Annotated in this window: 13 protein-coding genes; all 13 read left to right on the top strand. The window is 43.1% G+C overall.

The annotated features are described in order from the left end of the window. Positions 1 to 217: 217 nt before the first annotated feature. Positions 218 to 1,381, top strand: coding sequence for a class I SAM-dependent rRNA methyltransferase (locus HMPREF8571_RS08345; RefSeq protein ID WP_001079991.1), 1,164 nt, complete (start codon positions 218 to 220; stop codon positions 1,379 to 1,381). Then, positions 1,378 to 2,055, top strand: a complete 678-nt coding sequence (gene aroD, locus HMPREF8571_RS08340) for a type I 3-dehydroquinate dehydratase (RefSeq protein ID WP_000767781.1) — start codon at positions 1,378 to 1,380, stop codon at positions 2,053 to 2,055. Before HMPREF8571_RS08345 ends, aroD begins: the two co-directional genes overlap by 4 nt. Further along, the gene (locus HMPREF8571_RS08335) at positions 2,045 to 2,899 is read left to right on the top strand and encodes a shikimate dehydrogenase (RefSeq protein ID WP_000762499.1); all 855 of its coding nucleotides are present in this window, start codon (positions 2,045 to 2,047) and stop codon (positions 2,897 to 2,899) included. The genes aroD and HMPREF8571_RS08335 overlap by 11 nt, the downstream gene beginning before the upstream one ends. 18 nt (positions 2,900 to 2,917) lie before the next feature. Next, positions 2,918 to 3,985: a 3-dehydroquinate synthase gene (aroB, locus tag HMPREF8571_RS08330; RefSeq protein ID WP_000702152.1), complete on the top strand. Its 1,068-nt coding sequence runs from the start codon at positions 2,918 to 2,920 to the stop codon at positions 3,983 to 3,985. 9 nt (positions 3,986 to 3,994) lie between these two features. Continuing rightward, entirely contained in the window at positions 3,995 to 5,161 is a 1,167-nt protein-coding gene (gene aroC / locus HMPREF8571_RS08325) for a chorismate synthase (protein WP_001269856.1), read from the top strand. A 9-nt stretch (positions 5,162 to 5,170) separates the two neighbouring features. Beyond that, complete coding sequence (locus tag HMPREF8571_RS08320) at positions 5,171 to 6,274, top strand: prephenate dehydrogenase (RefSeq protein WP_001140464.1); 1,104 nt, start codon at positions 5,171 to 5,173, stop codon at positions 6,272 to 6,274. A gap of 10 nt (positions 6,275 to 6,284) precedes the next feature. After that, the gene (locus HMPREF8571_RS08315) at positions 6,285 to 6,623 is read left to right on the top strand and encodes a YlbF/YmcA family competence regulator (RefSeq protein ID WP_000065973.1); all 339 of its coding nucleotides are present in this window, start codon (positions 6,285 to 6,287) and stop codon (positions 6,621 to 6,623) included. 89 nt (positions 6,624 to 6,712) lie between these two features. Beyond that, the gene (aroA, locus tag HMPREF8571_RS08310) at positions 6,713 to 7,996 is read left to right on the top strand and encodes a 3-phosphoshikimate 1-carboxyvinyltransferase (RefSeq protein WP_000769889.1); all 1,284 of its coding nucleotides are present in this window, start codon (positions 6,713 to 6,715) and stop codon (positions 7,994 to 7,996) included. Further along, positions 7,989 to 8,465, top strand: coding sequence for a shikimate kinase (locus HMPREF8571_RS08305; protein ID WP_001151348.1), 477 nt, complete (start codon positions 7,989 to 7,991; stop codon positions 8,463 to 8,465). The genes aroA and HMPREF8571_RS08305 overlap by 8 nt, the downstream gene beginning before the upstream one ends. Beyond that, entirely contained in the window at positions 8,462 to 9,310 is an 849-nt protein-coding gene (pheA, locus tag HMPREF8571_RS08300; protein WP_000686436.1) for a prephenate dehydratase, read from the top strand. The genes HMPREF8571_RS08305 and pheA overlap by 4 nt, the downstream gene beginning before the upstream one ends. Next, positions 9,307 to 10,602, top strand: a complete 1,296-nt coding sequence (locus tag HMPREF8571_RS08295; RefSeq protein ID WP_000064208.1) for an LCP family protein — start codon at positions 9,307 to 9,309, stop codon at positions 10,600 to 10,602. Before pheA ends, HMPREF8571_RS08295 begins: the two co-directional genes overlap by 4 nt. A gap of 143 nt (positions 10,603 to 10,745) precedes the next feature. Next, complete coding sequence (locus tag HMPREF8571_RS08290) at positions 10,746 to 11,582, top strand: LicD family protein (RefSeq protein WP_001281447.1); 837 nt, start codon at positions 10,746 to 10,748, stop codon at positions 11,580 to 11,582. Then, positions 11,579 to 12,547: a glycosyltransferase family 2 protein gene (locus HMPREF8571_RS08285; RefSeq protein ID WP_000971789.1), complete on the top strand. Its 969-nt coding sequence runs from the start codon at positions 11,579 to 11,581 to the stop codon at positions 12,545 to 12,547. Before HMPREF8571_RS08290 ends, HMPREF8571_RS08285 begins: the two co-directional genes overlap by 4 nt. Position 12,548: the final 1 nt, after the last annotated feature.

Genomic DNA, 12,548 nt, shown 5'->3' with positions numbered 1-12,548 from the left:
TAGGCAAACGTTTGCGCAAGATTCTATACTCATTTCTGTTTTTGTCTATTTTTAGCGAATAGAATCTCTCTTTCCATTATAAGGGAAAGAATGTTTTGGTGAAAAAGTAAATGGAATAAACTTATTTGAACAAAAATGACACTCAGTAAACTAAAGTACAAATGGTTAAACGGTTTCTTTTTTGAGAATTGTCACAAAATTTGCTATAATAGTAGCTATGAATAGAATTAGGGTCAGCAGACGTGTTGAAAAAAAGCTAGCTAAGGGTCTAGTTCTTTTGGAGGCAAGTGATTTAACAGATATTGAACTGACGGATCAGGCAGTAGAAGTTCTTAGTCAAGACGGGAAGTTTTTAGGGAGTGCCTATCTTTCTCAGCAGAACAAGGGCATTGGCTGGTTGGTCAGCAAGGAAAAGGTTGGTTTCAATCAAGCCTTTTTTGAAATCCTGTTTCGTAAGGCCAAGGAAGCTAGAAAGCCTTATTATCAGGATGACTTGACCACTGCTTTTCGCCTTTTTAACCAAGAGGGGGATGGTTTTGGGGGTCTGACTATTGATCTCTATGGAGATTATGCTGTTTTTTCTTGGTACAACTCCTTTGTTTACCAGATTCGTGAGCTCATAGTAAAGGCTTTTAAGGAAGTTTTTCCTGAGGTCTTGGGTGCTTATGAAAAGATTCGTTTTAAAGGTCTAGACTACGAGTCTGCCTATGTTTATGGTGAGGAAGCGCCAGATGATTTTACTGTTCTTGAGAATGGCGTGCTCTATCAAGTTTTTATGAATGATGGTTTGATGACAGGGATTTTCCTGGACCAACATGAGGTTCGTGGGAGTCTGGTTGACGGTCTAGCCATGGGCAAATCCTTGCTCAATATGTTTTCCTATACGGCGGCCTTTTCAGTTGCTGCAGCTATGGGAGGTGCGAGTGAGACAACTTCTGTCGACTTGGCCAAACGGTCTAGAGAGCTGTCAGAAGCTCATTTTCAGGCAAATGGACTCAGCACGGACAATCATCGTTTTATCGTTATGGATGTCTTTGAGTACTTCAAGTATGCCAAGCGAAAAGGCTTGACCTATGATGTGATTGTTCTTGATCCGCCAAGCTTTGCCCGCAATAAAAAACAAACATTCTCTGTAGCTAAGGACTATCACAAGTTGATTTCCCAGAGTCTAGAGATTTTAAATCCGGGAGGGATTATCATTGCCAGTACCAATGCTGCCAATGTTTCCCGCCAGAAATTTACAGAACAAATTGATAAAGGTTTTGCAGGAAGAAGGTATCAGGTCTTGAACCAATACGGACTTCCAGCAGACTTTGCCTATAATAAAAAAGATGAAAGCAGTAATTACCTCAAGGTGATTAGTATGAAGGTTAGTAGATGAAATTAATCGTTTCAGTAATGCCAAGAAGTTTAGAAGAAGCGCAAGAACTGGATGCAACTAGGTATGAAGATGCCGATATCATTGAGTGGCGTGCGGACTTTCTTACAAAGGACGCTATTTTACAGGTAGCACCCGCTATCTTTGAGAAATTTGCAGGACGCGAACTTGTCTTTACCCTTCGGACTCGCACTGAGGGAGGAGAAATCGAACTGTCTTCTGAGGAGTATGTTCAAATCATCAAGGAAGTTACTCAGCTCTATCAGCCGGATTATGTAGATTTTGAGTATTTCAGCTACAAGGATGTTTTTGAGGAAATGTTGGATTTTCCAAATCTTGTTTTGAGCTATCATAATTTCCAGGAAACACCTGAAAACATGATGGAAATTTTGTCTGAGTTGACCAGTCTCTCTCCGAAAGTGGTCAAGGTATCAGTTATGGCCCATACGGAGCAGGATGTTTTAGATCTGATGAATTACACTCGAGGATTTAAAACACTCAACCCTGAGCAAGAGTACGTGACCATTTCCATGGGGAAAATGGGCAAGGTATCCCGTATCACTTCAGATGTGACGGGTTCAAGTTGGTCATTTGCTAGTCTGGATGAAGCGAGTGCCCCAGGTCAGATTTCGCTATCAAACATGAAGAAAATCAGGGAGATTTTGGATGAAGCTTGATGGCTATACACGTTTAGCTGCAGTTGTTGCCAATCCCATCAAACACTCTATTTCACCCTTCATTCACAATAGGGCCTTTGAGGCGACAGATACCAATGGTGCCTATGTAGCTTGGGAGATTGAAGCGGGTGATTTGGCAGAAACAGTTGCTAATATTCGACGTTACCAGATGTTTGGCATCAACCTGTCTATGCCTTACAAGGAGCAGGTGATTCCTTATCTGGATGAGTTGAGTGATGAAGCTCGTTTGATTGGGGCAGTCAACACAGTTGTTAATCAAGACGGAACGTTAATTGGATATAATACAGATGGCAAGGGATTTTTTAAGAGCTTGCCTTCTTTTACAATCTCAGATAAGAAAATGACTATTCTGGGAGCAGGTGGTGCGGCCAAATCAATATTGGCACAAGCCATTTTGGATGGCGCCAGTCAAATTTCAGTCTTTGTGCGTTCAGTTTCCATGGAAAAAACAAGACCTTATCTAGACAAGTTGCAGGTGCAGACAGGATTTAAAGTGGACTTGTATGCTTTAGAAGATCTTTCTGACCTGCAATCAAGGATTGCCGAGTCGGACCTTCTCGTCAATGCGACCAGTGTAGGGATGGATGGCAAATCATCCCCAGTTCCTGAAAGCATAGTCTTACCAGAAACTCTCTTGGTGGCAGATATTATTTACCAACCCTTTGAGACGCCATTTTTGAAATGGGCTAGAAGTCAGGACAATCCAGCCGTCAATGGCCTGGGGATGTTGCTCTATCAAGCTGCTGAAGCTTTTCAACTGTGGACAGGTAAAGAAATGCCGACAGAAGAGATTTGGCAGTCCTTAATAGAAAAATATAAATAGTGAAAAGGAGACCCTACTATGAAAATCAGAATCGATATTCCGCATCATCCTTATGATATTCAGATTGAAAAAGGTTGTCTATCGCAAGCAGGTCAATGGTTGCGAGAACTCTGGCAACCTCAAAAAGTGCTTATCGTAACCGACAACCATGTAGCTTCTCTCTATGCAGAGAAGGTTAAACTCAGCCTAGAAGATGCTGGTTTTCAGGTAGTTGTTTTTGATTTCTTAGAAGGGGAAGAAAGAAAAAATTTAACCACTGTTCAGAAAGTCTATGAATTTCTAGTCAAGCAAGGTTTGACTCGTAGCGATGGGATTGTGGCCCTCGGTGGTGGTGTCGTTGGGGACTTGGCTGGCTTTGTGGCCTCTACCTATATGCGGGGGATTCACTTTGTTCAGATTCCGACTAGTTTGACAGCTCAGGTGGATTCTTCTATCGGTGGAAAGACAGGTGTCAATACTCCTTTTGCTAAAAATATGGTGGGAACTTTTGCTCAACCAGATGGGGTTCTGATTGACCCGCTGGTCCTTGAAACACTCGGGAAAAGAGATCTGATTGAGGGGATGGGTGAGGTTATCAAGTATGGCTTGATTGAGGATTCAGAACTATGGGCTCTCTTAACGGAGCTGGATGGTTCTGTTGAGAGCATTCTGGAACATGCAGAGACTTTGATTGAACATTCTTGTCAGGTAAAGCGCAAGATGGTGGTTGAGGATGAGTTGGATAACGGTGTTCGCCTTTACCTCAATTTTGGCCACACCATTGGCCATGCCATTGAAGCAACGGCCGGTTATGGCAAAGTCATGCATGGTGAGGCCGTGGCCATGGGGATGGTGCAGATTTCCAAGGTTGCTGAGGAAAAAGGTCTTATGCCAGAAGGAATAACCCAGTCCATTAGAGAGATGTGCCAGAAATTTGGACTCCCTGTTGACTATGAAAACTGGGATGTTGACAAACTTTATCAAGCTTTGACTCATGATAAAAAAGCGCGTGGAAACACCTTGAAATTGGTCTTGGTGCCAGAGCTTGGTTCGGCGAGCATTCACCCTGTTTCCTTAGAAGAGATGAAAGACTACTTGGTAAAATAAGGAGAACCTATGAGATATTTAACTGCGGGAGAATCACACGGACCCCGTCTGACAGCTATCATTGAAGGAATTCCTGCTGGACTTCCTTTGACAGCAGAGGACATCAATGAGGATTTGAAACGTCGTCAGGGCGGATACGGACGTGGTGGTCGTATGAAGATTGAGAGTGATCAGGTTGTCTTTACTTCGGGTGTCCGCCATGGGAAGACGACTGGGGCTCCTATTACCATGGATGTCGTCAATAAAGACCACCAAAAATGGCTGGATATCATGTCTGCTGAGGACATTGAAGACCGCCTTAAAAGCAAACGGAAAATCACTCATCCTCGACCAGGTCATGCCGATTTGGTTGGGGGTATCAAGTACCGTTTTGATGATTTGCGTAATTCCTTGGAGCGCTCATCCGCCCGTGAAACCACCATGCGGGTGGCAGTTGGGGCAGTGGCCAAACGTCTTTTAGCTGAGCTAGATATGGAGATTGCCAATCACGTTGTGGTCTTTGGTGGTAAGGAAATCGATGTACCTGAAAATCTGACAGTCGCTGAGATTAAGCAAAGAGCTGCCCAGTCTGAAGTTTCTATTGTCAACCAAGAAAGAGAACAGGAAATCAAGGACTATATTGACCAAATCAAACGTGACGGTGATACCATCGGTGGGGTTGTGGAGACAGTCGTCGGAGGTGTTCCAGTTGGCCTTGGATCTTATGTTCAATGGGACAGAAAATTGGATGCGCGATTGGCCCAAGCAGTGGTTTCTATTAATGCTTTTAAAGGGGTGGAATTTGGTCTTGGTTTTGAAGCAGGTTACCGGAAAGGTAGCCAAGTCATGGATGAAATTCTCTGGTCTAAAGAAGACGGATATACTCGTCGTACCAATAATCTAGGTGGGTTTGAAGGTGGCATGACCAATGGGCAACCCATTGTTGTTCGAGGTGTTATGAAACCCATTCCCACTCTCTATAAACCATTGATGAGTGTGGACATCGAGACTCACGAACCTTACAAGGCAACCGTGGAGAGAAGTGATCCGACGGCTCTTCCAGCAGCAGGTGTTGTCATGGAGGCTGTTGTGGCAACAGTTCTGGCGCAGGAAATTCTTGAAAAATTTTCATCGGACAACCTAGAGGAATTAAAAGAAGCGGTAGCCAAACACCGTGAGTATACAAAGAACTATTAAGGAGTCTCTATGGCAAAAACCATCTATATCGCAGGTCTCGGTTTGATTGGTGCCTCGATGGCGCTTGGTATCAAGCGCGATCATCCCGATTACGAAATTCTAGGTTACAATCGCAGTCAGGCTTCGAGAGATATTGCCTTGGAGCGGGGGATAATTGACCGAGCAACGGATGATTTTGCCAGTTTTGCTCCTCTGGCAGATGTCATCATTCTGACCTTGCCGATCAAGCAGACCATTGCTTTTATTCAGGAGTTGGCAGGTTTGAACTTGAAAGAAGGCGTCATTATTTCAGATGCTGGCTCGACCAAGGCTGCCATTGTGGAAGTTGCTGAGGAATACTTGGCTGGCAAGTCAATTCGTTTTGTCGGTGCCCATCCCATGGCTGGTAGCCACAAGACAGGAGCTGCCTCTGCCGATGTTAATCTCTTTGAAAATGCCTACTATATCTTTACTCCATCTAGTTTGACTAGTTCAAACACGCTTGAGGAAATGAAGGACCTATTTTCTGGTCTCCATGCTCGTTTTATCGAGATTGATGCCAAGGAGCACGATCGTGTAACTTCACAGATTAGCCATTTTCCCCATATCTTGGCATCAGGTCTCATGGAGCAAACAGCTGTTTATGCTCAAGAACATGAGATGACAAGGCGCTTTGCGGCGGGTGGTTTTCGAGATATGACCCGGATTGCAGAGAGTGAACCAGGTATGTGGACTTCCATTCTCTTGTCCAATCGCGAGACCATCCTAGAGAGGATTGAGGATTTCAAGAACCGCTTAGATGAGATTGGTCAGGCTATTAGCAAGGGGGAAGAAGAGCAGATTTGGAACTTTTTCAACCAAGCGCGTGAGCAACGTCAGGCCATGGAAATCCATAAACGTGGAGGCGTGGACAGTTCTTATGACCTCTATGTCGATGTTCCCGATGAAGAAGATGTTATCTTGCGGATTTTGGAATTGCTACGTGGGACTTCTTTGGTTAATATCCACATCAATGAGGAAAACCGTGAGGATGTTCACGGGATTCTCCAAATTTCCTTTAAAAATGCTCAGGATCTGGAACGAGCTGAGCGCTTAATTTCAGAAAATACGGACTACACAGTCGTCATCAAATAAGGAGAAAATCATGTCAAATATTTATGATAGTGCAAATGAACTCAGTCGAGGTCTACGCGAATTACCAGAATACAAGGCTGTCAAGGCAGCCAAAGATGCCATCCAAGCAGATGAACAAGCTAGCAAGATTTTTGCTGATTACCTTGCCTTCCAGCAAGAAATCCAAGTCATGGCGCAAACGGGACAAATGCCAGACGCCTCTTTCCAAGAAAAGATGCAGTCTTTCAGCAAACAAATCCAAGAGAACGCTCTTTTGTCAGATTTCTTTGCCAAACAGCAACAATTGTCCATTTACCTTTCGGACATTGAAAAAATTGTCTTTGAACCTGTTTCAGAATTGTTGAAATAGTATTTTATCTGTATAAAAGCCAGAAATTTCAGGAATTTCTGGCTTTTTTGTGATAAAATAAGAAAAGTATTGCAAGTATGAGGTCAACTATGAAACTAAAAACAAACATTCGCCACTTACATGGCAGTATCCGAGTTCCAGGTGACAAGTCTATCAGCCACCGTTCGATTATTTTTGGAAGTTTGGCTGAGGGCGAGACTAAGGTTTATGATATTCTGCGTGGCGAGGACGTGCTCTCAACCATGCAGGTCTTTCGTGATCTTGGTGTTGAAATTGAGGACAAAGATGGGGTTATTACCATTCAAGGTGTAGGCATGGATGGTTTAAAAGCTCCGCAGAACGCTTTGGATATGGGAAATTCTGGTACCTCGATTCGCCTGATTTCAGGTGTCCTTGCTGGTGCAGACTTCGAAGTAGAAATGTTTGGAGATGATAGTCTTTCTAAACGCCCTATGGACCGTGTTACGATTCCTCTGAAAAAAATGGGTGTCAGCATTTCAGGGCAAACTGAGCGAGACCTGCCCCCTCTGCACTTGAAAGGTACTAAAAACCTAAAACCAATTCACTATGAGTTGCCAATCGCCTCTGCCCAAGTCAAGTCAGCCTTGATGTTTGCAGCATTGCAGGCTCAGGGGGAGTCCGTTATTATCGAGAAAGAATGTACTCGTAACCACACCGAAGATATGCTACAGCAATTTGGTGGACAATTAAGTGTGGACGGAAAGAAAATCACAGTCCAAGGGCCGCAAAAACTGACCGGACAAAAGGTAGTTGTCCCAGGAGATATTTCCAGTGCAGCCTTTTGGCTAGTCGCTGGTTTAATTGTTCCAGATTCTCGTGTGGAACTTAAGAACGTTGGTATCAATGAAACACGCACAGGGATTCTTGATGTCATTCGCGCCATGGGTGGAAAACTAGAAATAACTGAAATCGATCCAGTCGCAAAATCTGCAACCCTAACTGTCGAGTCCTCTGAGTTGAAAGGGACAGAAATTAGTGGAGCCTTGATTCCACGTTTGATTGATGAATTGCCCATTATTGCCCTGCTTGCTACCCAAGCAGAAGGAGTGACGGTTATCAAGGATGCAGAGGAACTTAAAGTCAAAGAAACAGACCGCATTCAAGTGGTAGCGGATGCTTTAAATAGCATGGGCGCGGAAATCACACCTACAGCAGATGGAATGATTATCAAAGGGAAATCCTCCCTTCATGGTGCTAGAGTCAATACCTTTGGTGACCACCGTATCGGGATGATGACAGCCATCGCAGCCCTCTTGGTTGCTGATGGAGAGGTGGAACTTGACCGTGCAGAAGCCATCAATACCAGTTATCCTAGCTTCTTTGATGATTTGGAGAATCTGATTCATGGCTAAGGTATTACTCGGATTTATGGGGGCTGGCAAGTCGACAATCGCTAGAGGATTGGACGCAGACTACATCGATATGGATGCCTTAATCGAGGAACGTTTGGACATGTCCATTGCGGATTTCTTTGCTGAAAAAGGAGAAGCGGCATTTCGTCAAATAGAGTCAGAAGTTTTAGCGGACTTACTAAAAACAGACCGAGTTGTGTCAACTGGTGGAGGAGTAGTCGTTTCTCAGAGAAATCGTGACTTGCTCAAGACTAATCCTGATAACATTTATCTGAAAGCAGATTTTGAAACCCTTTACCAACGTATTTCAGCTGATAAGGATAATCAACGGCCACTTTTTCTAAACAAGAGCAAGGAAGAGTTGCGAGAGATTTTTCAAGAAAGACAAGCTTGGTATGAGGAAATAGCTAGTCAAATTCTGGATGTGACCAAGCTAAGCCCAGAGGAAATTATAGAGGAACTGAGATGAAAATTGCCTATCTAGGTCCCAAGGGATCATTTTCACACCACGTTGTGCAGACTGCTTTTCCTAATGAGGAATTGCAGGCTTTTGCCAATATCACAGATGTTATCAAGGCCTATGAACAAGGCTTGGTGGATTATTCTGTGGTTCCAGTTGAAAACTCTATCGAAGGCAGTGTGCATGAAAGCTTGGACTATCTTTTTCATCAGGCGGACATTCAGGCTGTTGCAGAAATAGTACAACCCATTCATCAGCAGCTGATGGCAGTTCCTGGTCATACTAAGATTGAAAAGATTTTTTCACACCCTCAAGCTTTGGCTCAAGGGAAGAAATTCATCGATAAATACTATCCAGAGGCTCAAATCGAGGTGACTGCTAGTACCGCCTACGCGGCCCGCTTTATTTCGGAACATCCAGATCAGCCTTTTGCAGCCATTGCCCCTAGAAACTCCGCTACTGAGTATGGTTTGGAATTGATAGCAGAAGATATCCAAGAAATGGAAGCCAATTTCACACGTTTTTGGGTGTTAGGGGCAGAGATACCGATGATTCCTTTTAACTCGCAAGCTGAAAAAATGAGTTTGGCCTTAACCTTACCGGACAACCTTCCCGGTGCCCTCTACAAGGCTCTGTCAACCTTCGCTTGGCGAGGGATTGACTTAACCAAGATAGAAAGTCGTCCCCTCAAAACGGCACTAGGTGAGTACTTTTTCATTATCGATGTGGATTATAGTGCCAAAGAGCTGGTTCATTTTGCCAGACAAGAACTAGAAACAATTGGAATCCAGTACAAGATACTGGGAACCTACCCTATTTTCACAATTAGGGATTTAGGAAAGGAGTGCCTATGAGCAATGAAAACCCTTTAAGTCATCATGAGCAGTTACGTTATGACTATCTCTTTAAGAATTTTCACTACCTCAATGATCGGGAGCGAAAGGAGTTTGATTACCTGCAGCAAAAGATGACAGGACCCAAGCAAGAAGTTCACCCTTCCTACCAAGAAGAAAAAGAAGAGACTTGGAGTAGCGATATTGATCTTCCGACTTATGGAAATAGAAGTCGGGCTAAGAAACGGGAGAAGGTAGCTCCTCTACCTAAAGTCAAAAAGAAAAAGAGAAGAATTCGCTTCAAACGAATACTGACTTGGTTCTTGCTGTTGATTACATGTGTGGCTGCAGGGATGATTTTCATGTTTCTTCGAGGATTCCAGTCGGCAGCCAATCCAAGCAATAAGCCAGCTGATGCCAAGGCAGCCCAAGTAGAAGTCTTTAACGGTCAGGATACCAAAGATGGTGTGAATATCCTAATCATGGGGACAGATGGCCGTATTGGTCAAAATAGTGCAGAAACCCGTACCGACACGATCATGGTACTGAATGTCAGTGGATCAGATAAGAAAATCAAACTAGTCAGCTTTATGCGTGACAACTTGGTTTATATCGACGGGTATAGTAAGATTGTAAATGGCCAGAAACAAACAGATAACAAACTTAATGTTGCCTATGAACTTGGGGAACAAGAAGGGCAAAAAGGGGCAGAAATGGTCCGCAAGGTTCTAAAAGATAATTTTGACTTGGATATCAAGTACTACGCCCTAGTTGACTTTCAGGCTTTTGCAACAGCTATTGACACCCTTTTCCCTGAAGGAGTGACTATCGATGCTCAATTTTCAACTCTGAATGGTCAACCTCTGACAGAAGCCACAGTTGGAGATGACCTTCATGCAACAGAAACAGAGTCGCCAACTCAAACCATCAAAGTTGGAAAACAGCAGATGAATGGTTCTACCTTGCTGAACTATGCTCGCTTCCGTGATGATGATGAAGGAGACTACGGACGTACCAAACGTCAGCAACAAGTCATGTCATCCGTTCTTGAACAGGTCAAAGATCCAAGCAAACTCTTTACAGGATCTGAGGCGCTTGGGAAAGTCTTTGCGATGACTTCGACCAATTTACCGTATAGCTTCTTGTTGACCAATGGTTTATCTGTCATAGAAGGCGCTCAGAATGGTATCGAAAGATTAACTGTTCCCGAACTTGGTGACTGGGTAGATGACTACGATGTTTATGGAGGGCAGGCTCTCCTTGTCGACCAAAATAAATACAAGACAAAACTCGCCCAAATGGGAATGAGATAGAATACTATAAAAAAATCAAAGTTTGAATCACCAGTGAAAAAGTGGTTTAGGCTTTGATTTTTCTTAGTATCTGATGGATTTTTAGGGCTTTTTTATGGTATAATAAAACGATATAACTCGTTATTGGACAGAAGAGGAGAGACATGAGTGATTTGAAAGCGATTCAGGCTCGTAGTCTGGAAATGGCTGAATATTTCGTCGCATTTTGTAAAGAACATGATTTGTTGTGCTATCTCTGTGGTGGAGGAGCCATTGGTGCCCTTCGTAACAAGGGCTTCATTCCTTGGGATGATGACCTAGACTTTTTCATGCCTCGCAAGGACTATGAAAAATTAGTTGAACTATGGCCTCGTTATGCAGATGAACGTTATTTTTTGTCAAAGAGTCACAAGGATTTTGTAGATCGTAACCTTTTTATTACCATTCGTGATAAGGAAACAACTTGTATCAAGCCTTATCAAAAGGATTTGGATTTGCCACACGGTTTAGCTTTGGATGTTTTACCTTTAGATTATTATCCTAAAAATCCAGCTGAACGTAAGAAACAAGTCCGTTGGGCCTTGATCTATTCACTCTTTTGCGCCCAAACTGTCCCAGAAAAGCATGGTGCAGTTATGAAATGGGGCAGTCGTATCTTACTCGGCCTGACTCCAAAATCTCTACGTTATCGCATTTGGAAAAAAGCTGAGAAAGAAATGACCAAGTACACTTTATCAGAGAGTGATGGAATCACGGAATTATGCTCAGGACCTGGCTACATGAGAAACAAGTATCCAATCGCATCCTTTGAAGATAATCTCTTCTTGCCATTTGAAGGAACTGAGATGCCTATCCCAGTCGGCTATGATGCCTATCTCAGCACTGCTTTTGGGGATTATATGACACCCCCACCAACAGACAAGCAAGTACCGCATCATGATGCCATTATAGCAGACATGGACAAGAGTTACACAGAGTACAAGGGAGAATACGGAGCATGATGGGAGAAAAAATAAGCGTTATCGTTCCAGTCTACAATGTAGAAGCCTATCTGGAGAAGTGTGTCGAATCCATTTTAAAACAGACCTATACCAACTTGGAAATTCTTCTTGTCAATGACGGCTCAACGGATACTAGTGGAGAACTGTGTGATCAATTAGCTCAAAGAGATCAACGGATTCGTGTCATTCACAAGGAAAACGGGGGCTTGTCTGATGCTCGAAATAGAGGGATTGAAGAGGCAAGTTCTGATTTGATTGGATTTATCGATAGTGATGACTACATCGATGAAGATATGTATGAGACCCTTTACCGTCAAATGTTAGAATCCAATGCTGATCTTTCTATGTGTGGACATTATGATGTCTACCACCAAATTCCAGAAAAGCAAGTTGCAGCGATTCAGACTTGGGAATTAACTCCCCAAGAAGCCATTAAAATGGTTATGGAAGCTAAAATCCTCTCGGTCACAGCAGTCAACAAACTTTATAAAAAAGAACTCTTTGAACACCTACGATTTGAAATTGGCAAAATAGCAGAAGATGCCTTCATCATGATTGCCTTGATTCATCACTGTCGCAAGGTTGTCGCAACAAATGAGAAGAAATACTACTATGTTCACCGTGAAAATAGTATCACGACTCAAAAATTCTCCTTGAAATTCTTAAACGTTATTGAGGCTTATGAGCAAAACGCGACTATTATAAGAGAGAATTATCCTGAACTGGCAGATGTTGCAACCATGCGTTTAAACTGGGCTTACTTCTATGTATTGGATAGGCTCTTGGTTGATGCAGATTTCAAGGATAGGGTCTTAGAAGACCGTTTGATTGCCTATCTAAAGAAAAACACAAAGAACATTCTTTTAGATAGTCGTTTTACAAGAGCAAGAAAAGTGAGCTTTTTAGCTTTGTACCTGAGTCGAAAATTGTATACGAAAATCTTGCTTGCACAAACTAAGAGTTAGG

The organism is Streptococcus mitis ATCC 6249 (assembly GCF_000146585.1).
GTDB classification, from domain to species: Bacteria; Bacillota; Bacilli; order Lactobacillales; family Streptococcaceae; genus Streptococcus; species Streptococcus mitis_AZ.
The sequence above is the reverse complement of the archived record's forward strand: the minus strand, read 5'-3'. Positions and strand labels throughout refer to the sequence as shown.

Excerpts from the sequence above, each read along its gene's own strand:
- HMPREF8571_RS08345 (WP_001079991.1), top strand. The coding sequence starts at position 218 with ATGAATAGAATTAGGGTCAGCAGACGTGTTGAAAAAAAGCTAGCTAAG.
- aroD (WP_000767781.1), top strand. The coding sequence starts at position 1,378 with ATGAAATTAATCGTTTCAGTAATGCCAAGAAGTTTAGAAGAAGCGCAA.
- HMPREF8571_RS08335 (WP_000762499.1), top strand. The coding sequence starts at position 2,045 with ATGAAGCTTGATGGCTATACACGTTTAGCTGCAGTTGTTGCCAATCCC.
- aroB (WP_000702152.1), top strand. The coding sequence starts at position 2,918 with ATGAAAATCAGAATCGATATTCCGCATCATCCTTATGATATTCAGATT.
- aroC (WP_001269856.1), top strand. The coding sequence starts at position 3,995 with ATGAGATATTTAACTGCGGGAGAATCACACGGACCCCGTCTGACAGCT.
- HMPREF8571_RS08320 (WP_001140464.1), top strand. The coding sequence starts at position 5,171 with ATGGCAAAAACCATCTATATCGCAGGTCTCGGTTTGATTGGTGCCTCG.
- HMPREF8571_RS08315 (WP_000065973.1), top strand. The coding sequence starts at position 6,285 with ATGTCAAATATTTATGATAGTGCAAATGAACTCAGTCGAGGTCTACGC.
- aroA (WP_000769889.1), top strand. The coding sequence starts at position 6,713 with ATGAAACTAAAAACAAACATTCGCCACTTACATGGCAGTATCCGAGTT.
- HMPREF8571_RS08305 (WP_001151348.1), top strand. The coding sequence starts at position 7,989 with ATGGCTAAGGTATTACTCGGATTTATGGGGGCTGGCAAGTCGACAATC.
- pheA (WP_000686436.1), top strand. The coding sequence starts at position 8,462 with ATGAAAATTGCCTATCTAGGTCCCAAGGGATCATTTTCACACCACGTT.
- HMPREF8571_RS08295 (WP_000064208.1), top strand. The coding sequence starts at position 9,307 with ATGAGCAATGAAAACCCTTTAAGTCATCATGAGCAGTTACGTTATGAC.
- HMPREF8571_RS08290 (WP_001281447.1), top strand. The coding sequence starts at position 10,746 with ATGAGTGATTTGAAAGCGATTCAGGCTCGTAGTCTGGAAATGGCTGAA.
- HMPREF8571_RS08285 (WP_000971789.1), top strand. The coding sequence starts at position 11,579 with ATGATGGGAGAAAAAATAAGCGTTATCGTTCCAGTCTACAATGTAGAA.